Annotated in this window: 24 protein-coding genes and 1 tRNA gene; 5 read left to right on the top strand and 20 right to left on the bottom strand. The window is 68.7% G+C overall.

Features of this window, described 5'->3' with window-relative positions:
* Positions 1-327 precede the first annotated feature (327 nt).
* The 13 genes from SACCYDRAFT_RS02330 to rplJ all read right to left on the bottom strand — a co-directional run bounded on the left by SACCYDRAFT_RS02330 (position 328) and on the right by rplJ (position 13,350).
* Positions 328-1,434 carry a hypothetical protein gene (locus SACCYDRAFT_RS02330; protein WP_005453209.1) on the bottom strand — a complete coding sequence of 369 codons (1,107 nt, stop codon included), beginning with the start codon at positions 1,432-1,434 and terminating at the stop codon, positions 328-330.
* Between the two features lie 63 nt (positions 1,435-1,497).
* Positions 1,498-2,223, bottom strand: coding sequence for a hypothetical protein (locus tag SACCYDRAFT_RS02325; protein WP_005453206.1), 726 nt, complete (start codon positions 2,221-2,223; stop codon positions 1,498-1,500).
* A gap of 59 nt (positions 2,224-2,282) precedes the next feature.
* A complete protein-coding gene (locus SACCYDRAFT_RS02320) occupies positions 2,283-3,545 on the bottom strand; it encodes an MCE family protein (RefSeq protein WP_005453203.1) in 1,263 nt (420 codons plus the stop codon).
* Entirely contained in the window at positions 3,545-4,780 is a 1,236-nt protein-coding gene (locus tag SACCYDRAFT_RS02315; protein WP_005453202.1) for an MCE family protein, read from the bottom strand. Before SACCYDRAFT_RS02315 ends, SACCYDRAFT_RS02320 begins: the two co-directional genes overlap by 1 nt.
* A gap of 8 nt (positions 4,781-4,788) precedes the next feature.
* Positions 4,789-5,970 carry an MCE family protein gene (locus tag SACCYDRAFT_RS02310; RefSeq protein WP_005453201.1) on the bottom strand — a complete coding sequence of 394 codons (1,182 nt, stop codon included), beginning with the start codon at positions 5,968-5,970 and terminating at the stop codon, positions 4,789-4,791.
* Positions 5,967-6,953, bottom strand: a complete 987-nt coding sequence (locus SACCYDRAFT_RS02305; protein ID WP_005453200.1) for an MCE family protein — start codon at positions 6,951-6,953, stop codon at positions 5,967-5,969. The genes SACCYDRAFT_RS02310 and SACCYDRAFT_RS02305 overlap by 4 nt, the downstream gene beginning before the upstream one ends.
* The gene (locus SACCYDRAFT_RS02300; RefSeq protein WP_005453199.1) at positions 6,950-7,981 is read right to left on the bottom strand and encodes an MCE family protein; all 1,032 of its coding nucleotides are present in this window, start codon (positions 7,979-7,981) and stop codon (positions 6,950-6,952) included. The genes SACCYDRAFT_RS02305 and SACCYDRAFT_RS02300 overlap by 4 nt, the downstream gene beginning before the upstream one ends.
* Before the next feature lie 49 nt (positions 7,982-8,030).
* A complete protein-coding gene (locus tag SACCYDRAFT_RS02295; RefSeq protein WP_005453198.1) occupies positions 8,031-9,359 on the bottom strand; it encodes an MCE family protein in 1,329 nt (442 codons plus the stop codon).
* Positions 9,356-10,195: an MlaE family ABC transporter permease gene (locus SACCYDRAFT_RS02290; protein WP_005453197.1), complete on the bottom strand. Its 840-nt coding sequence runs from the start codon at positions 10,193-10,195 to the stop codon at positions 9,356-9,358. The genes SACCYDRAFT_RS02295 and SACCYDRAFT_RS02290 overlap by 4 nt, the downstream gene beginning before the upstream one ends.
* A 4-nt stretch (positions 10,196-10,199) precedes the next feature.
* Positions 10,200-10,994 (bottom strand): MlaE family ABC transporter permease, encoded by a 795-nt coding sequence (locus SACCYDRAFT_RS02285; protein WP_005453196.1) that lies wholly within the window; start codon positions 10,992-10,994, stop codon positions 10,200-10,202.
* Positions 10,991-12,154, bottom strand: a complete 1,164-nt coding sequence (locus SACCYDRAFT_RS02280) for an ABC transporter ATP-binding protein (protein ID WP_005453195.1) — start codon at positions 12,152-12,154, stop codon at positions 10,991-10,993. Before SACCYDRAFT_RS02280 ends, SACCYDRAFT_RS02285 begins: the two co-directional genes overlap by 4 nt.
* A gap of 203 nt (positions 12,155-12,357) precedes the next feature.
* Positions 12,358-12,750: a 50S ribosomal protein L7/L12 gene (rplL, locus tag SACCYDRAFT_RS02275; RefSeq protein ID WP_005453193.1), complete on the bottom strand. Its 393-nt coding sequence runs from the start codon at positions 12,748-12,750 to the stop codon at positions 12,358-12,360.
* A gap of 54 nt (positions 12,751-12,804) precedes the next feature.
* Complete coding sequence (rplJ, locus tag SACCYDRAFT_RS02270) at positions 12,805-13,350, bottom strand: 50S ribosomal protein L10 (protein ID WP_005453190.1); 546 nt, start codon at positions 13,348-13,350, stop codon at positions 12,805-12,807.
* Positions 13,351-13,760: 410 nt separating this feature from the next.
* Between rplJ and SACCYDRAFT_RS02265 the strand changes: the two genes are divergently transcribed.
* Positions 13,761-14,639 carry a hypothetical protein gene (locus SACCYDRAFT_RS02265; protein WP_005453189.1) on the top strand — a complete coding sequence of 293 codons (879 nt, stop codon included), beginning with the start codon at positions 13,761-13,763 and terminating at the stop codon, positions 14,637-14,639.
* Positions 14,640-14,719: 80 nt separating this feature from the next.
* Here the strand turns inward: SACCYDRAFT_RS02265 and rplA are convergent, their stop codons facing one another.
* The 5 genes from rplA to SACCYDRAFT_RS02240 form a co-directional block, all read right to left on the bottom strand.
* Positions 14,720-15,439 (bottom strand): 50S ribosomal protein L1, encoded by a 720-nt coding sequence (rplA, locus tag SACCYDRAFT_RS02260; protein ID WP_005453188.1) that lies wholly within the window; start codon positions 15,437-15,439, stop codon positions 14,720-14,722.
* A gap of 106 nt (positions 15,440-15,545) precedes the next feature.
* Positions 15,546-15,977, bottom strand: coding sequence for a 50S ribosomal protein L11 (gene rplK / locus SACCYDRAFT_RS02255; protein WP_005453187.1), 432 nt, complete (start codon positions 15,975-15,977; stop codon positions 15,546-15,548).
* Between the two features lie 82 nt (positions 15,978-16,059).
* Positions 16,060-16,878 (bottom strand): transcription termination/antitermination protein NusG, encoded by an 819-nt coding sequence (gene nusG / locus SACCYDRAFT_RS02250; RefSeq protein WP_005453186.1) that lies wholly within the window; start codon positions 16,876-16,878, stop codon positions 16,060-16,062.
* A gap of 78 nt (positions 16,879-16,956) precedes the next feature.
* Positions 16,957-17,412, bottom strand: a complete 456-nt coding sequence (secE, locus tag SACCYDRAFT_RS02245) for a preprotein translocase subunit SecE (protein WP_005453185.1) — start codon at positions 17,410-17,412, stop codon at positions 16,957-16,959.
* 34 nt (positions 17,413-17,446) lie between these two features.
* Positions 17,447-17,519: transfer RNA gene (locus SACCYDRAFT_RS02240), tRNA-Trp, on the bottom strand.
* A 228-nt stretch (positions 17,520-17,747) separates the two neighbouring features.
* On the opposite strand from SACCYDRAFT_RS02240, the gene SACCYDRAFT_RS02235 reads away from it, so the two are divergent.
* The 4 genes from SACCYDRAFT_RS02235 (at position 17,748) to SACCYDRAFT_RS02220 (ending at position 21,302) form a co-directional block, all read left to right on the top strand.
* A complete protein-coding gene (locus SACCYDRAFT_RS02235; RefSeq protein WP_005453184.1) occupies positions 17,748-18,980 on the top strand; it encodes a pyridoxal phosphate-dependent aminotransferase in 1,233 nt (410 codons plus the stop codon).
* A 112-nt stretch (positions 18,981-19,092) separates the two neighbouring features.
* Positions 19,093-19,443 carry a GntR family transcriptional regulator gene (locus tag SACCYDRAFT_RS02230; protein WP_005453183.1) on the top strand — a complete coding sequence of 117 codons (351 nt, stop codon included), beginning with the start codon at positions 19,093-19,095 and terminating at the stop codon, positions 19,441-19,443.
* Complete coding sequence (locus SACCYDRAFT_RS02225) at positions 19,440-20,423, top strand: DUF1648 domain-containing protein (RefSeq protein WP_005453182.1); 984 nt, start codon at positions 19,440-19,442, stop codon at positions 20,421-20,423. The genes SACCYDRAFT_RS02230 and SACCYDRAFT_RS02225 overlap by 4 nt, the downstream gene beginning before the upstream one ends.
* A 39-nt stretch (positions 20,424-20,462) precedes the next feature.
* On the top strand, positions 20,463-21,302 hold the full coding sequence (locus tag SACCYDRAFT_RS02220) for an SGNH/GDSL hydrolase family protein (RefSeq protein WP_005453181.1): 840 nt from the start codon (positions 20,463-20,465) through the stop codon (positions 21,300-21,302).
* A gap of 17 nt (positions 21,303-21,319) precedes the next feature.
* Here SACCYDRAFT_RS02220 and SACCYDRAFT_RS02215 read toward each other — a convergent pair whose 3' ends face one another.
* Complete coding sequence (locus SACCYDRAFT_RS02215) at positions 21,320-21,745, bottom strand: MaoC family dehydratase (protein WP_043536996.1); 426 nt, start codon at positions 21,743-21,745, stop codon at positions 21,320-21,322.
* A gap of 2 nt (positions 21,746-21,747) precedes the next feature.
* Positions 21,748-22,191, bottom strand: coding sequence for a MaoC family dehydratase N-terminal domain-containing protein (locus tag SACCYDRAFT_RS02210; protein ID WP_005453179.1), 444 nt, complete (start codon positions 22,189-22,191; stop codon positions 21,748-21,750).
* Between the last annotated feature and the right edge of the window lies 1 nt (position 22,192).

Below are 22,192 nucleotides of genomic sequence, written 5' to 3'. Positions count from 1 at the left end.
CCTTCCGGGGACATAGCTGGTTGAGCAGCCGCGCTAGCAACTCGTAACGCGGACTGTCAAGGGTGCGGTGTTGCCGACCATCCTAGCTACCGCACACGGGCAGCCTGAAAGTGGGCAGCGCAAAGAAGCAGTCTAGCCCGCCATAGGAGAGTTGTCGAGAGGGGTCCCCCGATCGCCTGACGATCAGGGCCCGGCCTCGTGTTCGGCCTCTCCTTGTCGTGTCCCCGGCCCGCCTCCCGCAAGGCGTGCCGTGTTGCCTGTAAGCGTGAACCCCCGAGGACGCTGAGTCAAGCATCCTTCAACGGTTGACCACCGGTTGGCGCAGCGTCAGTTACCCTCCGTCGAATCTCCTGCCTGCGACGACGACGGTTCGGCCTCCGCCGGAGCCGCCCCCGATCGAGTATCGGACTGACTGGCACCGTAGACGTTCAGGTCGGCGACCTTCCACGCGCCGTCCCGACGCTCGGCTTCGAACCACATGGCGGCCGGGCCGCCCATCGGCTGCTCGCTGCCCGCCCGGGTCGCCATCTGATCAACGTAGACCATGACCCTGGCACGGTCGCCATCGAGGAGTACCACAGCACTGCGGACCGCCGTGGTGGTGACGACGATCTTCTGCTCCGTGGCCTGCTGCCGGTAGTCGCCCATGAGGGCGTCGTAGGTGCGCCGGACCTCCTCGCTCGCGAGGAAACGGTCGGCGGCCTCGTCGGTGGCGCCCATGTCCTGGTAGTTGACCGAGAACAGGCGCTGCGCGGCGTCCTGCATCGCCTGCTTGACCTCGGCGGTCGACGCCACGTCGACCATCGCCGTGTTGGCGGTCAGCTCCGTGGCCTCACCGTGCTTCACCTTGAAGAACACGGCGAGGCCCGACAACACGAGCGTGGCCGCGAGCAGGGCAGCCAGCACGGGGTAGCCCGCCCGGCGCGAGCGGGAGGTCTCCTCCACGCTGTCCGAGTCCTCTCGTCCGGAGTCCCGGCCCGTCCTCGGGACGGCTGCCTCGGCGTCCTCGTCGGTGACGTCGACCTGGTCGGCGTCGGTCGGCCGTGCCGTGCCCCGGTCGCGCGTTTTGGGCCGTGGGCTCGGCTTGTCACGTCCGGCCTCCTGCTTCGGCAGCTCGTCGTCGGACGTCACGGGCGTCACGGGCTCGGGTTCGCCGGACTCGACCGGTTCCGGTGCTCGGGTGTGTTCGGTGCGGGTCTCGTCCGCCTCACCGGTTCCGGACCCGGTGTCAGGAGTGCCCGGGGCTCCGTTGGTCCCGGTGGTCCCGGTGGTCCCGGTGGGCTCGTTGGTCTCGGTGGTCTCGGTGGTCTCGGTGGTCTCGGCGGGTTCCGGGGAGCGCTTCGTCGGGGACGGCTTGCGCAGTCCCGCCACCCTGGGGCGGCGGGCCGGAACGGGCGGCTGTGGAGCTGGGATGCGGCGCCGGGAGGGAGGCATTTCGGGAGATCTCCTGACTCGGATCGTGCGGCGGATGCTGCGGGAGGGCCGAAAGGCCACGGGTCAGCTGCTGGCGCCGTAGGGGACCGGCGAGATGCCCGACACCTTCCACGGCTGGTGCCCGGCGTCACCCGCGTTCGGGTCGCGTTCGAGCTGCAACTGCATCCGCAGCGTCTTCGTGCCGCTGTCCTGCTTCTGCGTGACGTCGAGCTCGACGACGGCCAGGGCGAGCGCCTTGCCCTCGTGGACGTTGAGCTCCTCGACGGCCACGTCCGCCACCCGGGACTCCACCCTGGTTCCGGCCTTGCTGATGGGCTCGCGGTACTCCTGCTCGGTCTTCGCGATCTCCTCCAGCAGACGGCCCGTGGCGATCTCCTTCTGCCTGCGGAAGTACTCGTCGGGGTTCTCCGAGTCGAGTCCGGTGAAGGCCACCACCGCTCTGCTCGCCGCCGCCACGACGGCTTCCCGGGACTCGGCGATCTCCACGTCGTCGCTGCTCGCGGCACTCTGCCACAGGGCCCCGAAGACGACGGCGACCACGAGTGCGGCCGAGGCCAGTGCTGCGGCCACGAACACGAGCGCCCGGGGCGGTCCGGGGCGCTCGGGACGTTCGGCGGTGGGTTCGGGACCGGGGTCGGGTTCGGCGTCCTGCTCTCCAGCCGGCTCCCCGTCCGGGCCGGGGGTGCGCTCGTGCGACTCGGTGTCGGCTTCGCTGTCGTCGTGCTCGGTGCCGGCGGACGGGCGGGTTTCGTGCTCGTCCGGTTCCGGCCGCTGCTCGTCCGAACTCATGGCACTCCAGACTGGCTCGGGGTGGGTGTTGTCGGGGTGAGTTCTGCGGGCCGGCCTGTTCAGTCCTCCACGCCCACGAGCTGTTGCAGGCTGGTGATCGACAGGGCGTCCTCCTTCGCGAGGCCGAGCGCGCTCCGCCGCAGGAACTCCAGTTGTTCGGAGTCACGGTCGCTGTTGGCCTGCACCTGCTGCTCGGTCGGCGCCACGGGAACGCCGTTGAACGGGGCGTTCTGCGAGCCCCGCACCGCGATGGGACTGCCTTCCGGTTCGGCGCAGTAGGCGTCGGCGTACGGCTCGCGCGGACTTGTCTCGTTGCCGGGCCGGTATTCCTCGGGGGGACGGTAGCCCTTCGTGCACGAGGGCGGGTTGAACAGGTTGAGTACGAGTCCGAGGTGGGCGGTGCCGTCTCCGGGCGTCACGCTGTACGCGCCCGCCGCGACGACGGGGTAGCTGACGAAGGCCTGTTCCAGCCCGTCGAGTCGGGTGACGAGGACGTTGGACGTGGTCAGGAGGTTGGCCAGCAGGGTGCTCAGGTCGGGGCCGGACTCCGCGAGCACCTCGCTGACGGTGGTGGCCGCCTCGGGGGCGGTCCTGATGAGTTCGCGGAGGTCGCCGTCGGAGTCCTTGAGCGTCTGTGAGAGGTCCTTCAGGTCGGAGCTGAAGGACCGCATGTGCGTGCTCAGGTCGTTCTGGGTGCGCAGGACCGTGGTGCCGTCCTCCAGCAACCGCACCGTCTGCGGCAGGTACTCCCTGGCGACGCGGGTGAACTCGCCGGTGGTGTCCAGCAGCGTCTGGAGGTGGCGACCGGTGCCGCTGAACGCCTGGTAGGACTCGTCGACCACCGTGCGCAACGACTCGGTCGGCACCGAGGAGGCGAGGCTGTCGAGGTCGGTGATGATGTCCTGGGCGGGGACGGGGGTGTCGACCCTGTCGGCCGGGATGACGTCGCCGTCGGCGAGGTACGGGCCGTCGTCGGTGACGGGCCGCAGGTCGACGTACTGCTCCCCGACCGCGGAGCGGTTGGCGACGGCCGCGTGGAGTTTCCTCGGTACCGGCGGGGCGTCGGCGTCGATGAGCAGGGCTGCCGACAGGCCGTCGGCGGTGAGGCTGAGCCTGCCGACCTCGCCGATGTTGTAGCCGCGGTAGGTGACCTCCGCGCCGGTGAAGATGCCGCCGGAGTCGGACATCTCGAGGTGGACGGTGTAGCCACCGGAGCCGAACGTCTTCTCGATGTCGGTGAAGCGCACGAGCGCGTAGCCGATGGCCAGGACGGAGATGACGAGAAAGGCGACGAGTTGGATCCGGGTCTTGCGCACGAGCATCAGCGGCCACCTCCGACGATGTCCTCGAGCAGCCCGCCGAGGCCGCCGGCGTCGCCGTCTCCGCCGGAGTCACCGGAGTCGCCGGAGTCACCGTAGCCCTCGTCTCCCGGCAGCGGCAGCAGCGACGACGTGTCGTCGGGGTCGGTCTCGCGGGGGTTGGTGAGGTCGCCGACGATCGGCAGGTTCTGCAGCGGGTTCTGCCTGCTGCGGCCGAGGTTGGCGAGGATCTCCTTCAGGTTCAGGTCGAGTTCGAGGTAGAGGTTCATGTAGTCGCCCTTGACCCCTTCGGCCGCCGCGTCGGTGAACGGGTAGGTGAGCATGAGTTCCAGGGCGTTGGGCAGGTCTGCCCCGGCTTCGGCGAGCTTGCGCAGTGTGGGCAGCAGGGCTTCGAGGTTGGCCACGAGGTCTTCCTGGCCTGCGTTGACGGTCTCGACGGCCACCTCGGACAGTCCGTCGAGCGCGCCCAGCATGTCGACGAGCTGGTCCCTCTGGCGTTCGAGGACCTCGAGGCCGGGGCTCAGGTCCTCGACGGCGACGGCGATCTTGTCGCGCTGGGAGTTGAGGGTGGCCGACAGCCGGTTGAGCGCGTCGAGCGCGGAGGTGATGTCGCCCGACTGCTCGTCGAGCGCCTTCACGAGTTCCTCGGCGTTGCGTAGCAGCGCCTTGATGTCGGGCGAGTTGCCCTCCAGCGCGGCGCCCAGTTCCCTGGTGATCGTGTTGAGCTGTTCGACGCCGCCGCCGTTGAGCAGCATGGACAGCGCGCCGAGGACCTCCTCGACCTCGACGCTGCGGTTGGTGCGTTCGACGGGGATGAGGTCGCCGTCGGAGAGCCGCCCACCGTGTGGGTCGACCTCGCCCTCGGCGGGCGCGGCGAGTTCGACGTACTTCTCGCCGAGCAGGCTGGACTGGCGCAGGTTGGCGATGGCGCCCGAGGGCAGTTCGACGTCTCCGTTGACGGAGACCACCACCTCGGCCGTCCACCCGTCGTCCGCCAGCCTGACTTCCTCGACGGCGCCGACGGGCACCTCGCCCACCCGGACGCCGGCCTGCGGCACGAGGTCGAGTACGTCGCGGAAGTGGATTCGTACGGTGTAGGGGTCGTCGCCGAGGTCCGCGCCGCCGGGCAGGGGGATGTCGTGGGCGCCGGTGAAACCGCTGCATCCTCCGGTCGCCAGGAGTGTGGCGACCCCCGCCGCGGCGAGGGTGGTGCGCATCCGCCTCGTCATCAGCGTCATCAGGTTCGTCACCGCCCTTCCGAGCCCGTGAGCTGCCCGACCAGCGGGAGCGGCAGCGGTGGCAACTTGCCCTTGTTCAGGGCGTTCACCGACTCGGCCAGGGACGGCAGCTGCACGGCGCCGTCGAGGACACCCCCGACCTCGGCACAGAGGTCGCCGAGCGCGTCGAGTGCCTCGGGTGTCTGCCTGAGCAGGTTGCAGACCATGAGGATCGGCGGTTCGGTGAGTTCGTTCATGTTGGGCCGGGCGTCGAGGGTGCCCGACGCGGCGTTGTAGGTGTTGGCGAGGTTGCCGAGCGCGAGTGGGGCGATGTCGAGTGTCTCCGCCAGCGCGGCGCGCTGTTCCACGAGCACCTGGGTGATGTCGGCCAGCTTGCCGACGTTCGACCTCACGCGGTCGCGGTTGTCGTTGATGAAGTCGTCGACGGTGGCAAGCGTGGTGCCGAGTTCGGAGACCGTGGCCGCGAGGTTGTCGCGTTCGGCGGCGAGGAAGTCGCTGACGTCGGCGAGCTGCTGCTCGAACCGGCGCACCTGATCGTCGCTCTCGGCGAGGGTTCCGGACAGCTTCGCGAGGTTCTCGACGGTGACGAAGAGGTCCTCGGAGTTGCCGGACAGGGTTCCCGCGGCCTGCCCGAGTTTGGTGATGGACTCGTGCAGGGCCTTGCCGTTGCCGTCGAGGTTCGCGGCGGCGGTGTCGAGCAGGTCCGACAGCGAGCCGTCCGCGTTGGCGCCGTTCGGTCCGAGTGCCTCGGACACGCGGCTGAGGCTCTCGCCGAGTTCGTCGATCTCCAGGGGCACGGCGGTGCGGGACAGCGGAATGATCGCGCCGTCGTCGAGTTCCTCCCCGCCGGTGTGGGCGGGGGTGAGCTGCACGTAGCGGTCGGACACCAGGGCGGGTGCGACGAGGACGGCGCCCGCGTCGGCGGGGACGGCGAACTCGCGGTCGTAGGTCATGTCGACCCGGACGCGGTCGCCCTCGGGCCGGACGGAGGTCACCTCCCCCACCTCGACGCCGAGGACGCGGACGCTGTTGCCTTCGTACAGGCCGATGGCCTCGGTGAAGTATGCGGTGACGTGCTTGGAGCCCGCGTCCTTCATGGTCCACCACAGGGCCGTGGCCACGACGAGCCCGAGCACGCACGCGGCGGCGACACCTCGAGCGAGCTTCAGTCCGAGACGGGTGTCGGTCATCGCGCGTTGCACCCCTCTTCGTTCAACGGGCCGATGGACGGCAGGAGCAGGCCGCAGATGTAGTTGTCGAACCAGCGGCCGTTGCCGATGGTGTTGTTGAAGACCCGCACGAACGGCGCGAAGTTCTCGATGCCCTCGGACAGCGATTCCTGGTTGCGCTCCAACATGTCGGTGAGCTTGTCGAGTTGTTCGAGCACGGGGTCGAGTTGCTCGTTGTTGTCGTCGACGAGCCCGCGCAGCTGTTCCGACAGCTCGCGGGTGCCGTCCAGCATCGCGCGGATGGCCTCCTCGCGGGCGGACAGCTCTTCCAGAAGCGCGTTGCCGTCCTCGATGAGGGTGGCGAGTTCGGCGTCCCGGTCGGCGAGGGTCTGGCTGACCTTCCGGGTGCCGTCGAGCAGTTCGGAGAGCTGGGCGTCCCGCGAGGCGATGGTGTCGGACAGCTTCGAAAGGCCGTCCAGCGCGCCGCGCACGTCGTCGGGGGTGTCGTCGAACGTCTCCGACAGGACGTCGAAGCTCTGCGCGAGCTGGTCGACGTCGATCTCGTCGACCGTCGAGGACAGGTCCCGGAACGCTTCGAGCACGTCGTAGGGCGCGGCCGTGCGTTCGAGCGGGATGGTCTCGCTGGGGTCGAGAGTGTTCTCGCCGACGGGGTCGAGAGCGAGGTACTTCTGCCCCAGCAGGGTCTTGATCTTTATGGCGGCGGTGGTGCGGTCGCCGAGCCAGGCGTCCGAGACCTTGAACGACACCAGCACCTTCGCGCCTTCGAGCTCGATGTCGGTGACCTCGCCGACCTTCACGCCCGCGATGCGCACCTCGTCTTCGGTCCGCAGCCCGGCGGCCTCGCTGAACTCCGCACGGTAGGTGGTGCCGCCGCCGACCAGCGGCAGGTCGTCGGAGTTGAGGGCCGCGAGCGTGCCGAGCAGCATCAGCGTGAGCCCGACGAGCGCGATCGGCACGGGGTTGCGCTTGGAGAAACTGGTCATGACAGGCACCGACTCCGGTTGGCCGGCAGCATCGGCAGCGAGACCGGCCTGTCGCCGAGGCCGGTGATGCTGATGTTGCCCTTCGCTTCGCACAGGAAGAAGTTCAGCCACGACCCGTAGTCCGCTGTGGACGACAGCCTGCTGACCTTCTCCGGCAGGTACTGGATGAAGTGCTCGACGACCTCCTCGTGGTCGTTGAGGTTGCTCGCGAGGTCGCCGAGCGCGTCGATGTCCTCGCGCAGCGGCTTCCGTGCCTCCTCCAGCAGGCCCGCCGTGGTCTGGGTGAGGTCGCCGATGGAGTCGATGGCCTCGCCGATGGGTTCGCGGTCGCTCGCGAGTCCCGACACGAACTCCTGGAGCCTGCTGATGAGCTGGGACAGCTGCGGGGTGCGTTCGTTCAGCGTGTGCAGCACCTGGTTGAGGTTGTCGATCACCTCGCCGATGACCTGGTCCTTCTCGGCGATGGTGGTGGTGAGCGACGCGGTGTGGGCGAGCAGGCTCTCGACGGTGCCGCCCTCGCCCTGGAGCACCCGGACGATCTCGTAGGACAGCGTGTTCACGTCCTCGGGCGACAGGGCCTGGAACAGCGGTTTGAAGCCGTTGAACAACTCGGTGAGGTCGACGGCGGGCCGGGTGTTCTCCAGCGGGATGGTCCCACCCTTCTCGAGGGTCCCCCTCGGCGGTCCGTCACCGCGTTCCAGCGACAGGTAGCGCTGGCCGACGAGGTTGCGGAACTTGATGGCGGCCACGACGTTGCCCGGGAGCGTGCGGCCACTGTCCAGTTCGAACTCGACCTCCGCGATCCTGCGGTCGACGATCCGGACGTCGGCCACCTGGCCCACCCGCACGCCCGCGATACGCACGTCGTCACCCGCGAGCACCGACGTGGCGTCGGTGAACCGCGCCCGGTACGTGTCGGTGTCCGAGGTGTTCATGCCCGCGATGCTCAGGCCGAGCAGGGCGGTGAACACCACGGTGGTGGTCACGAAGACACCGAGCTTCACCAGTGGTGCGGCGAGCCCCTTCACACGCTCACCTCCTCGCGGCTGCGCAGTCGGTCCTCGGCGGCTGTCCGGCTCACTCGACCGTCACCTCCGCTCCCCGATAGAGGGGGGCCACCAGCAACGAGCCCCAGGCGGGAACCTCGGACGGCCCGAGCCCCACCCTCGGACCCGCGAGCTGCGCCACCAGCGCGTGCTCGCCCGCGGTGTTGGCGGGGTTGCCCGCGGGGGCCGCGCCACCGCCCGCCGCCGAGTCGTTGAGCCCGGTCGCGGTCGACCGCGCCGCGGGCGGGGGCACGCTGCCGTCCCGCAGCGGGCCGTCCGGCGGATGCTGTGGGAACGGGTCGGGGTACTCCTCCATCGCGTAGCAACGCGGCCCGCGTTTGTCGCCGTACTCGGGCTCGTCCTGCCCCGCCCTGTACGGGCCCCGGTCCACAGTGATCTCCAGAGTGGCGTGGAGACCTGGTTTGTTCGTGCCCTTGCCGAACGACTCGTCGATCCTCGGCACGAGTTCCGCCATCTGCCCGAGGAAGCACGGATAGGAGGGCGCGTACTTGGCCAGCAGTTCCGCCGTGGGCCTCGCGGTCTCCCCCAGACTGATGATGTTGGGCCCGTTGGCGTCGAGGAACGCGTCCAGGTCGCTCGACGCCGTCGTCACCGTGCGGTACAGCGTGTCGAGGCCGAAGCTCTGGTCGACGATCGTCCGGCTGGTGGTGCTGAGGTTGTCGAGCGTGGCCAGCAGGTCCGGGGCGACGTCGGAGAGGTTGCCGGAGAACTCCGCCAGCTCCCGCAGGTTCTCCTGCAGTCTCGGCACGTGCGGGTTCAGCTCCCGCAGGTAGTCGCCCAGTTCGGACAACGTCTCACCGAGTTGTTCGCCTCTGCCCTCCAGTGCCGTGGAGATCGCCGACAGGGTGCTGGACAGCTTCTCGGGCTGTACGGCCTTCAACACCGGCAGCAGGTTGTCGAGCGCCTGCTCCAACCGCACCGCGTCCTCGGTGCGGTCCTGCGTGATCACGTCGCCGTCGGCGAGGCTCGACCGTGCGGGCTGCTCGGGAATGGTCAGGTCGACGTAGCGCTCACCGAACAACGTCTTCGGCAGAAACCTCGCCGACACGTTGGCCGGCACCAGTTCGGCGTGCTCCGGGTCGAGGTGCAGCACCAGCTCCGCACCGCCCGTGGGCGTCACCTCGATCTCGCCGACACGGCCGACGATCAGTCCTCGCACCTTCACGTCGGAGTCCCGTGCGAGCTGGTTTCCGATGGCCCCGGCCTGCAGTCGCACGGTCACGTGGTCGCTGAACGCCCGGTTGTAGACGGCCACGCTCAACGCGATGCCGCCGACGAGGATGCCCACCAGCAGCAGTCCGAGCAGCCTGCGACGAATCGTCGCCACCGTCGAGCTCATCCCGCGATCCTCACCGTCGTGTCGGTACCCCAGATGGCGAAACCGATGAAGAAGTTGACCACGGCCACCGTGACGATCGACAGCCGGACGGCCCGCCCGACCGCGATGCCGACGCCGGCGGGTCCACCGGTGGCCCGGTATCCGTAGTAGCAGTGCATCAGAATGATCAGCACGCTGAAGATCAGCACCTTGACGAAGGAGTAGAACACGTCCTCCGGGGGCAGGAACAGGTCGAAGTAGTGGTCGTACGTCCCCGCCGACTGCCCGTACAGATAGACCACCACGGTTCTCGACGCCAGGTACGAGCTGAGCAACCCGATCACGTACAACGGGACCACGGCCACGAACCCGGCGATGATGCGCGTCGTCACGAGGTAGGGCAGGCTCGGCACCCCCATCACCTCCAACGCGTCGACCTCCTCCGAGATCCGCATCGCACCGAGCTGGGCGGTGAACCCCGCACCCACCGTCGCCGACAACGCCAGACCCGCCACCAGCGGCGCGATCTCCCTGGTGTTGAAGAACGACGTCAGAAAGCCCGTGAACGCCGACGTGCCGATGGAGTCCAGCGCCGAGAAGCCCTGGAGGCCCACGAGGACACCCGTGAACAGTGTCAGCCCGACCATCACACCGACCGTGCCGCCGATCACCGCCAGTGACCCCGAGCCGAAGCTGACCTCCGCGAGAAGTCTCAGCACCTCCCTGCCGTAGCGGCGGATCGCCCTGGGCGCCCACGCGAGAGCGCGCAGGTAGAACGACATCTGGTCGCCGAGCATGTCCAACGTCGTCAGTGGACGGTTGGCGAGGTTCTTCACGTTCTGGAACAGGCGGGCCATCGGTTCAGTCCAGCTTCGAGGGGACGAGCTGCAGGTAGATGAGCGTGATCACCGTGTTGACCACGAACAGCAGCAGGAACGTGATGACGACGGACTGGTTCACCGCGTCACCGACGCCCTTCGGGCCGGGCGGGGGGTTCAGCCCCCGGTAGGCGGCGACGACCGCGGCGATGAAACCGAAGATCAGCGCCTTGATCTCACCGATCCACAGGTCGGACAGCTGCGCGAGCGCCGAGAAACTCGCCAGGTAAGCGCCCGGTGTGCCGTCCTGCAGCACGACGTTGAAGAAGTAACCGCCGAGCACACCGATGACGCTCACCATGCCGTTCAGCAGCACCGCGACGAACATGCACGCGAGCACCCTCGGCACCACGAGACGCTGCACGGCCGAGACGCCGAGCACCTCCATGGCGTCGATCTCCTCGCGGATCGTGCGCGCACCGATGTCGGCGCAGATCGCCGAGCCGCCCGCACCCGCCACGAGCAACGCCACCACGAGCGGGCTCGCCTGCTGCACCGTCGCGAGCACGCTGCCCGCGCCCGTGTAAGACTGCGCGCCGAGTTGCTTCGCCAGCGATCCGAACTGCATCGAGATGACCGCACCGAACGGGATCGCCACCAGCGCCGTCGGCAGGATCGTCACGCTGGCGATGAACCACGCCTGCTGGATGAACTCCCTGAACTGGAACGGCCGCTGGAACACGCCACGCGCCACGTCGAGACCGAGCGCGAACAACCTCCCGGTCTCGCGCAGCATCCCGAGTCCGGGAATCCTGGCCGTCGAGGCCGGTGAGCTCATGAGTTTCCTTGCTGGTGCGGGGGTAGTCGTCGGGTCACGGTGTCGGCGCCGGGCTGGATCGGCTGGGTCCACTGGGAGTCCGGCAGTTGGGCGACCTCACCGGTGGGCAGGCTCCCGCGCTGCACACCTACCAGGTCGGGCTGGTGCGCTCGTGCACTGTGGACTCCGTAGCGGCGCTGCTCCTCCGGCGTGAGCGAGGCGATGATGGACTCCCGCGCGGCCTCCGGCAGAGTGTGCAGGATCCGCATCACGCGGTCCTTGCGCCGCCGCGCGCCCTGCCGCTCCGGCAGCCCGGGGGTCGGTTGCAGCTGTGGCGGCACCCCCGTGACCTCCTCGACCCCGCCCGCGTGGTGGCCTGCCTCGAACATCGCGCGCTCCGCGGCGAGCGTGGCCGAGTCCTTCTCCTCCGACATTCCGATCGGCCCGTCCATGCGGCCGTTGAGGAACTGCTTGACCGCGGGCTCCTCGCTGGTGAGCAGCACCTCGCGGGGGCCGAACATCACCAGCTCCTTGCGGTACAGCATGCCGAGGTTGTCCGGCACCGTCCGCGCAAGGTTGATGTTGTGGGTCACGATGAGGAACGTGGCGTCGCTCTGGGCGTTGACGTCGATGAAGAGCTGCGAGATGTAGGTGGTGCGCACCGGGTCGAGGCCGGAGTCCGGCTCGTCGACGAGAATGATCTCCGGGTCGAGCACGAGCGCCCTCGCCAGACCGGCCCGCTTGCGCATACCGCCGGAGATCTCGCCCGGCAGCTTCCGCTCCGCGCCGGACAAACCCGTCATCTCCAGCTTTTCGAGAACGATCCTGCGAATTTCGGTCTCGGATTTCTTCGTGTGCTCACGCAACGGGAAGGCGACGTTGTCGTAGAGGTTCATCGAGCCGAACAGCGCGCCGTCCTGGAACAGCACTCCGAACAGCTTCCGCGTCTCGTAGAGCTTGCGTTCCGAACATCTCACGATGTCCACGCCATTGATCACACACTTGCCTCTGTCCGGTTTCAACAAGCCGATCATGGACTTGAGGAACACGGACTTACCGGTACCCGAGGGCCCGAGCATCACCGACACCTCACCGGGTGGCAGTGTCAGCGTGACGTCACGCCAGATGGTGTGCTTGCCGAAGGACTTGCTCAGCCCTTCGATGACCACCTCGGCACCCATCGCACCTCCCGGAGTGTTTTCACGGCGCGTCAACAACGTGCAACGAGTCGAAGGCGAGCAGGTTACTCATCAGTTTCGACAGGAGCGGTTCACGCTGCGGGATCGTGGCTCGCAGCACACTAACCCACGACCGGGTGAAAACAAAAAAGGCGGGTCACTCGTCTTCCGACGAACGACCCGCCTTTTCAGCGAAGTGCGCTAGCTCACTTGAGCGAAACCTTCGCGCCGGCGGCCTCGAGCTTCTCCTTGGCGGCCTCGGCGGCCTCCTTGTCGACCTTCTCGAGCAGCGGCTTCGGGGCGCTCTCGACGAGCTCCTTGGCCTCCTTCAGGCCCAGGCCGGAGACGACCTCGCGCACGACCTTGATGACCTGGATCTTCTTGTCGCCAGCGCCCTCGAGGACGACGTCGAACTCGTCCTTCTCCTCCTCCGCCGGAGCGGCGGCACCAGCGGCGGCACCCGGAGCGGCCATGACGGCGGCCGGGGCGGCGGCGGTGACGTCGAAGGTCTCCTCGAACTTCTTCACGAACTCGGACAGCTCAAGCAGCGTCAGCTCCTTGAAAGCGTCGAGCAGTTCGTCGGTGCTCAGCTTCGCCATGATGGCGTTCCTTCCTGTTGCGGACTCGTGGGTGGTGAGTCGGGTGAGTGGTGGTCAGCTCTCGGCAGCCTCGTCGGCGCCGCCTTCGGACTTGCGCTTGTCCTCCAGCGCTGCGGCCAGACGCGCGACCTGCGACGCCGGGGCCTGGAACAGCGCGGCGGCCTGGGACAGCTTCGCCTTCAGCACACCCGCCGTCTTGGCGAGCAGCACCTCGCGGCTCTCCAGGTCGGCAATCCGCTCGATCTCGCCGACCGAGAGGGCCTTGCCGTCCATGTAGCCGCCCTTGATCACGAGGGCGTTGTTGTCCTTCGCGAAGTCGCGGATCGCCTTCGCGGCCTCGACCGGCTCGCCCTCGACGAACGCGATGGCCGTGGGGCCGACGAACAGTTCGTCGAGCCCCTCGACGCCCGCCTCGGCGGCGGCACGCTTGACGAGGGTGTTCTTCGCGACCCGGTAGTTGGCGGTGTCGCCGAGAGCGCGGCGCAGCTCGCTGAGCTGGGACACGGAGAGGCCGCTGTACTGGGTGACGACGGCAGCCGAGCTGTTGCGGAACCGGTCCGCGATCTCGGCGACGGCCGCAACCTTGTCGGGCTTCGCCATGGTCGCCTCCTCTCTTGGCTTAGGTGACCACCGGCGGGCCCGGACCCCCACAAACGACAAAACGCCCCAGCGCAGCAGGCGCGGGGCGTACCACACGAACCCGGACAGCTAGCTGTCCACGCTCGCATCGACTTCTGCCTCGTCCCCCTGCGCAGGCCGCCCGTCGCTGTACGGGACCTTCGTTTCCCACGCCCGGCGCGGGAAAGACCAGCGGTCTTCGGTAGAACCGTCGACCAGCATACGCGCCACCGAGAACCGCCGAACCACCACCCCACCGGACGAACCCACACCGTGTCCGTAACCGGTGCACGCGTGTCCGCAGGTTGCGCACGTGTGTCCGCACTTCCCGTACGGATGTTCGCAGGGAAATCCGGCTTCCACCGGCCACGAATCGTGTGCGAGCAGGCATCATGGGTGACGTGGTGGAGCAGCGAGGAGACGCAACGCCCGGCCGGCCGGACGACGAGATCGAGATCGTGCCCGACGACCCGGGCACGGACCTCACCCCGGCCGCCCCGGAACTCGACCCCGAACAACTACGCCAGTTCCGGGAATTCCAGCAGTTCCAACAGTTCCAGCAGTTCATGCGCCACCAGCAAGCCGCCGGGCACCAGGCGCAACCCGGCCAACTCAGCACCACCACCGGTACGGACGTCGTCGCGCCGCCCCCACCCGCGCCCCGCACCCGCAGGGTGCCGGGATGGCTCCAGTGGCTCGGCAGGAAGATCCTCGGCTGGGTCGTCTTCTTCCTCCTGCTCGCCATCTTCGCCACCTGGGCGTTCAACGAGCTCTTCGGCTCCGACGACGACAACAACAGCACCGAGGCCGCGGCCCGCATGGGCGGAGGCACCTACCACACCGAGGAGCTGCTGGCGAAGGAGCCGCACGAGGCGGTACGCAAGGTCTACGACGCCATCGCGCAGGAGGACCCCAGCACCAACCGGCCGTTGATCGCCGAGGCGTGCGGGCACTTCGACAACGACCGCGGCATCCAGCAGCGTTTCGCGGTCAACACCGGCCACCCCGACTGCCGCGCGGCCGTGCTGGCACTGCACGAACAGGTGACGCACGTCAACGACTACGCGGAGTCGATCTTCCCGCGCTGGTACGAACCCGGTGCCACGACGGTCCGCATCGACTCCTGCGACTTCGCGGTGAAAGGCGGCCCCGCACTCGGGGTGTTCGAGGTCACCGAGGTCGAAATGGGCCAGTGGCTGATCACCGGCCACGAACCCGGGCCCACGACCTGCCCGGCAACCGGCACCACGACAGCGACCAGAGGCAACTGACCTCGTTCGACAGGCACCCTTCCGAAACGACGACGGGGCGGCCACCCCGCAGGATGACCGCCCCGGATGTCAGCTGCTCGTCAGACGCTGACCTCCTCGGCCAGGAGGTTGCGCGTACGAGCCGGGTCCACGGGGATGCCCGGACCCATGGTCGTGGAGAAGGTGACCTTCTTCAGGTAGCGGCCCTTCGAGGACGCCGGCTTGGCCCGCAGCACCTCGTCGAGCGCGGCGGCGTAGTTCTCCACCAGCTTCTCGATGTCGAACGATGCCTTGCCGATCACCATGTGCAGGTTGGCCTGCTTGTCGACGCGGAAGCTGATCTTTCCGCCCTTGATGTCGGCGACGGCCTTGCCCACGGCCGGGGTCACGGTGCCCGTCTTGGGGTTCGGCATCAGGCCACGCGGGCCGAGAATGCGGGCGACGCGGCCCACCTTCGCCATCTGGTCCGGAGTCGCGATCGCGGCGTCGAAGTCGAGCCAGCCACCCTGGATGCGCTCGATCAGGTCATCGGAGCCGACCGCGTCGGCACCGGCGGCTTCGGCCTCGGCGGCCTTGTCACCGGTCGCGAAGGCGATGACGCGGACGGTCTTACCCGTTCCGTGCGGCAGGTTCACGGTGCCGCGGACCATCTGGTCGGCCTTGCGGGGGTCCACGCCGAGCCGCATCGCGACCTCGACGGTGGCGTCCATCTTGATCTTGGAGGTCTCCTTGGCGAGCTTCGCGGCCTCCAGCGGCGAGTACAGCCGCTCGCGGTCGATCAGCTCTGCGGCCTGACGGTAGGCCTTGCTGCGCTTGGTCATGTTCTGTCCTTCAGCAGTTCGTGGCGGATCAGTTGTGGTGCGGGTCAGCGCGTGGCCCTTCCACAGGTGGTGTGACGGCCCGCGACGGCCGCCGACGCACCGGTGATCACTCGACCGTGATGCCCATCGAGCGAGCGGTACCGGCGATGATCTTGGCGGCCTGGTCGACGTCGTTCGCGTTGAGATCGGCCTTCTTGGTCTCGGCGATCTCGCGGATCTGATCCCAGGTGACCTTGCCGATCTTCGTCTTGTGGGGCTCGCCGCTGCCCTTCTCGACACCGGCGGCCTTCAGCAGCAGCTTCGCGGCGGGCGGAGTCTTGAGCTTGAAGTCGAACGAGCGGTCCTCGTACACGGAGATCTCGACCGGCACCACGTTGCCGCGCTGCGACTCGGTCGCGGCGTTGTAGGCCTTGCAGAACTCCATGATGTTGACGCCGTGCTGACCCAGCGCCGGGCCGACGGGAGGAGCCGGGTTCGCAGCACCCGCCTGGATCTGCAGCTTGATGATCGCTGCAAGCTTCTTCTTCTTGGGTGGCATTCTTCGTTCCTGTTCAGTGTCGCTCGTCCCCACGCCCCTGCCATGGCGTGAGGCTTTGCCTGCGACCGAGCGCTCTCGGTCGTCAGATCTTGGAGACCTGGGTGAACGACAGCTCGACCGGCGTCTCCCGGCCGAAGATCGACACCAGGACCTTCAGCTTCTGGGCGTCCGCGTTGACCTCGCTGATCGTGGCGGGCAGCGTGGCGAACGGGCCGTCCATGACCGTGACGGACTCGCCGACCTCGAAGTCCACCTCGACCGCACCCGTGGCGGCGGGTTGCTCGGCCGCTGCGGCCTCGCCCTTGCCCGCCTTCGCCGGTTCCGGCTTCTCGACCTTCGGGGCGAGGAACTTCAGGACGTCCTCGAGACCCAACGGCGAGGGACGGGAGGTGGCTCCGACGAAGCCGGTGACGCCGGGCGTGTTGCGCACCGCGCTCCACGAGGCGTCGTTGAGCTCCATCCGGACCAGGATGTAACCGGGCAGCACCTTCCGCTGCACGATCTTGCGCTGCCCGTTCTTGATCTCGGTGACCTCTTCGGTGGGCACCTCGATCTGGAAGATGTAGTCCTCGACGTCCAGCGTCTGCCGCCGGGTCTCGAGGTTGTTCTTGACCTTGTTCTCGTATCCGGCGTAGGAGTGCACGACGTACCACTCGCCGGGTAGGGAACGCAGTTCCTCACGCAGCTTCGCGACCGGGTCCTCGTCCTCCACCTGCACGTCGGCGGCGGCGTCGGCCTCCGAAGCTTCGGAAGTCTCCGCAGGCTGCCGGGCCTCGGCGGCTTCCGGCACCTCGGCGGTCTCGGTGGCATCCGAGCCCGTGTCGCCGACGGCGGCGAACGCCTGCTCCTCGGAGAGACCAGTCAGGTCCTGACCGGCTCCTGAGCCGTTCTCGGAGGTCACTTTCCGTCCTCTCAGTTGATCGCGTGTGGTGGTCGCGGGCGCCGCGTGGACGCCGCCACCCGCGAGGAATCAGGCCACCTAGTCGCCGAAGACGACGTCGACGCCCTCAAGGAACACGAAGTCGAGTCCGGCGACGAGAGCCACCATGAACACCAGGAAGAGCAGCACCACCGTGGTGTAGGTGACCATCTGCTTGCGCGTCGGCCAGATGACCTTGCGCAGCTCGCCCCAAACCTCGCGGATGAAGCGACCGAGGCGCGCGAACGGCGAGCCCTTCTTCGTTTCCCTGCGGTTCCGCTTCGGCGTCGGCGCGCCCTTGCCTTCCGGCTTGGCGAGCTTTTCCGAAGTCTTCCCCTTGGGCGCGGGCCGCTTGGCGGACTCCGCACTCTTCCCGGCTCGCGCCCCGGAGTCGGTCTTCGCTGGTGTGCCCGTCGGGTCAGCGGAGGCACGCCGTGCGCGCCGAGCCGCGGCGGTGTCCGGACGGGAAGGGCGCTCGGCCGCCCTCTCCTTGTCCTTCTCCCCGTCCTCGCTCACGAGCTACTCCTCCGCTCCACCTGACACGTCAACGCAGGGGTGACAGGACTTGAACCTGCAACCTGCGGCTTTGGAGGCCGCTGCTCTGCCAGTTGAGCTACACCCCTTCGAGCGGTGACCCACTCACAAGGACGTTCTTCACCGGCCCCGCAGGGGCTGTGGGGCCAGTTCCGTACGTTCCAAGTTCAGCAGTCTACGGCAAGCCCGACGGTGACTCGCAACCACGCCCTCGTTACGGCGTGCCGAGTCGCTTCCGCCACGGCCGTCGCAGGGGGCCAGGACGCTTCGAGGAGGCCTGCTGCCTGGCACAACGCCACCCGTGAAAAAATGTCGGCATGGCCACATCCGACAGCATCACCTCCGGCTCCCGTCCCCGAGTGTCCGCTCGCATCGCGGGCATCACGCCGTCCGCGACGCTCGCCGTCGACGCGAAGGCGAAGGCGCTCAAGGCCGAGGGGCGGCCGGTGATCGGCTTCGGCGCCGGGCAGCCCGACTTCCCGACACCGGAGTACATCGTCGAGGCCGCCGCGGCGGCGGTGCGCGACCGCGGCAACCACGGCTACACGGCGGCGGCGGGCCTTCCCGAGCTCCGCGAGGCCATCGCCGCGAAGACGCTGCGGGACTCCGGGTTCTCGTGCGACGCGTCCCAGGTGCTCGTGACCAACGGCGGCAAGCAGGCCGTGTACTCGGCGTTCGCCACCCTGCTCGACCCGGGCGACGAGGTCCTGCTGCTCGCCCCCTACTGGACGACCTACCCCGAGTCGATCACCCTTGCCGGCGGTGTGCCGGTGCAGGTCACGGCCGACGAGTCCACGGGTTACCGGGTCACGGTCGAGCAGCTGGAGGCGGCGCGCACCGAACGCACGAAGGTGCTGCTGTTCAACTCGCCGTCGAACCCGACCGGCGCCGTCTACACCCGCGAGCAGGTGGAGGCGATCGGCAGGTGGGCGGCCGAGCACGACATCTGGGTGATCACCGACGAGATCTACGAACACCTCGTGTACGACGGTGTCAAGGCCGCGTCACTGCCCACGGTGGTGCCGGAACTGGCCGACCGCACGCTGATCCTCAACGGCGTGGCGAAGACCTACTCCATGACGGGTTGGCGCGTCGGCTGGATCGTGGGGCCCCAGGATGTGATCAAGGCCGCGTCGAGCTTCCAGTCACACCTGTGCGGCAACGTCGCCAACGTCTCCCAGCGCGCCGCGCTCGCCGCGGTGGAGGGCCCGCTCGACGTGGTCCACGAGATGCGGGCGGCGTTCGACTCCCGCCGCAAGAAGATCGTGTCGATGCTGTCGGAGATCCCGAACGTCGAGTGCCCGACGCCCGAGGGCGCGTTCTACGCGTACCCGTCGGTGAAGGCGGTGCTCGGCAAGGAGATCCGGGGGCAGCGGCCCGCCGACACGGTGGAGCTGGCCGACCTGATCCTGCGTGAGGTGGAGGTCGCCGTCGTGCCCGGCGAGGCGTTCGGCACGCCCGGCTACTTCCGGTTCTCCTACGCGCTCGCCGAGAAGGACCTCGTGGAGGGCGTCACCCGAGTGGCGGATCTCCTCTCCGAGGCGAAGTAACGCACAGTCCCTGACGCGAAGCCCCCGGACCGCTGTGGCGGTTTCGGGGGCTTCGTCGTGTCCGGAGCGGGCGACCGAATTAAGCCACCATTGTTCTAGTAAAGTTAGAACTATGCTCTTCCGTATCGACCCTTCGTCGACGGCTCCGCTGTACGAGCAGGTCGCCGCGTCGGTCCGTCGTGCGCTGTCCGAAGAGCGCCTCAAGCCGGGCGACAGCCTCCCTGCCGCGCGAGAACTAGCGAAGCTGCTGGACATCAACGTGCACACCGTGCTGCGCGCGTACGGCACGCTGCGGGACGAGGGAATCATCGACCTCCGCCGCAGGCGGGGGGCCGTGGTGACGGGCCGGTCCGACGGCCACGCCCGCCTGGCCGCGCTAGCCGCCGAACTCGTGGCCGAGAGCAGACGCGCCGGCGTGGGCGTGGAGGAGTTGGTCACGATCGTGAGGAGGAATTTCTCGTGAGAAGCGTCCCCGTTCGCGTGGTCCTGGCCACGCTGGGTGTTCCCGCCCTGCTCGCCGTCGTGGCGTTCGCCCTCCGCGGCGCCTGGTCGGATCGCGTGCCCGAGCAGGTGGCCACCCACTGGGGCCCGTCGGGCGCCCCCGACGGCGCGACGAGCCTCGACGCGCTGACGACCTGGACCCTCGTCGCCACACTCGCACTGGCTGTCGTCCTCACGGTCGTCGCCCTCGTGCTGCTGCGCACCGGACGCGGTTCGTATCCACCGCTGGTCGGACTGGCCTCGGGACTGGTCGTGGTGCCCGTGGCGGGCCTCGTGACGTCCGTGATCGCCACCCTCGACGCACCCTCCTGGCGGGAAGCCTCGGGCCCGGGGCTGTCGATCATCGTGCTCGTGGGTGTCGGCGTCGCAGCGGGTGTCGTGTCGTGGCTCGTCGCGCCCGACGTGCCACCGAAGCGGAGCGCGGTCGCGGTGGGTTCCGAGAGCGCCGGCCTGAACCCTGGCGAGCGTGCCGCGTGGGTGGGTACCGCGACGAACGCCGGGTTGGCGGTGCTCTGCGTCGCGGTACCGCCTGTCGTGCTGGTCGTCGTCGGCGCGCTGAGCGGGACGACTGCCGCGTGGAGCACCTATCTGGTGCCCCTGGGGATCGGGGTTCTCGCCGCTGTCGGCACCGCCCGGGTACACGTGACCGTCGACGCCACGGCCGTCACGATCCGCATGGGCGCGCTGGGCTACCCGCGGAGGACCGTCCCGCTCGCCGAGATCACTTCGGCGAGCACGGAGTCGCTCACGCTTCTCGGTGGCGGTGGCCTCGGGGTACGGACGAACTCCTCCGGTGACGTGGCCTTCAAGTGCCGGAGCGGCGCGGCGCTGGTGCTCACCCTGAGCTCGAACCGCCGGGTGATCGCCACCGTGGACCACCCGGACGAGGCCGCGGGACTCGTGAACGACCTCGTTCGGCGGGCTCAGAACCGAGCCGACTGATAGAAATCGAGTGTGCGTGGACGAGCAGGACTCGTAACGGTGGCCGTGGCGGCGCTGGCAGTGGCGTGCGCCGGCGGGAACGTGGCACGCACCGACGACGAACCACAGGGCAGGCAGGAGCCGGTGCACTACGTCGCGCTCGGCGACTCCTACACGGCCGCACCCGGCACCGGCCGCCCCGTGGGGTCACCGGAAGGCTGCGAACGGTCTGACAACAACTATCCGCGGCTGGTCGCGGCCGAGGTGGGCGCGGAGTCGTTCACCGACGTCAGCTGTGGAGGCGCCACCACCGAACACCTCACCCGACCCCAGCAGACCACTGACGGCACCAACCCGCCCCAGCTTTCGGCGGTCACCTCTGACACGACGCTGGTGACGGTGGGCATCGGCGGCAACGACGTCGGCCTCGTGGAGCTGGCGGCCCAGTGCGGCGAGGTGGCGGCCGACGGCGGCGAGTGCAGCGAGAGCGTCGCCGTCGGCGACCGCGTCGCCAACACCGTGTCCGCCGTCGCGTCGGTGGTCGAGGGCATCAGGGACAAGGTGCCCGAGGCGCGCGTCCTCGTGGTGGGTTACCCGACGATCCTGCCGGACGACCCGGCGGTGTGTGCCGACGTGCTGCCCCACTCCCCCGGCGACCTGGCCGCTCTGCGCGAGGGCCTGGACCTGCTCAACCACGTGCTGGAACAGCAGGCCAACACCCACGGCGCGGAGTTCGTCGACACGGCGTCGGCCACGGCGGACCACCACCTGTGCGCACCGGAGGGCGAGCGCTGGATCGAGGGGCTGGAATCCACCACCGGAGCCGCGCCCCTGCACCCCACCGCACGGGGGGAACGTGCCATCGCCGACGCCGTGCTCGCCGCGGTACGCGAAGGCTGAGCCCCGCCCCGGAGCCCTCAGAGCCGGACGACGGCCTGTGCCTTGCCCAGCACCGTCCTGCCGTCGAACTTCGCCGTGACGTCGATGCGTGCGGTGCCGTCGTCGCGCACCTCGCCCACCTTGCCGGTGAACTCGACGAGCGCGCCCGTGTCGTCGTCGGGCACCACCACCGGCCGGGTGAACCGCACGCCGTACTCCACGAGTCGCCCGGGATCGCCCAGCCAGTCGGTCACCAACCGGCCTCCGAGGGCCATGGTCAGCATCCCGTGGGCGATCACACCGGGAAGCCCGACCTCCGTGGCGAACCGCTCGTTCCAGTGGATCGGGTTGAAGTCCAGCGACGCGCCCGCGTATCGGACGAGCTGGTCACGGGTGACGTGCACGGACAGCGGCGGCAGCTCGTCGCCGACGTTCACCGTGGCACCGGCCGTGGTCTCGGACACGGTCACTCTCCCCTCACGACGAGTTGCGCGTGCGTGGTGCACACCGGCTCTCCGGCCGTGGTCTCGACGTCGGCGCGGACGTTCAGGAAGTCGTTGCCCGCGCGGGCGAAGACGCTGTCGATGTGCGTGGTGAGCCGGAGCACGTCCCCCGCGTGGACGGGGCGGTGGTGGGTGAACCGCTGATCGCCATGGACCATGCGCGAGTAGTCGAGGCCCAGTTCGGGATCGGCGACGATCGCGTTGATCGACGTCAGGTTGATGATCGTGAGGAACGTCGGCGGCGCGATCACGTCCGGGTACCCCGCGGACTTCGCCGCCTCGGGGTCGCGGTACAGCGGGTTGTCGTCACCGATGGCGTCGGCGAACTCCGCGATCTTGGCGCGGCTGACCTCGTACGTGGTGGTGGGCGGATACGTGCGCCCGGCGAAACTCGGATCCAATGGCACG

This window comes from Saccharomonospora cyanea NA-134 (assembly GCF_000244975.1).
Taxonomy (GTDB): Bacteria; Actinomycetota; Actinomycetes; order Mycobacteriales; family Pseudonocardiaceae; genus Saccharomonospora; species Saccharomonospora cyanea.
The sequence above is the reverse complement of the archived record's forward strand: the minus strand, read 5'-3'. Positions and strand labels throughout refer to the sequence as shown.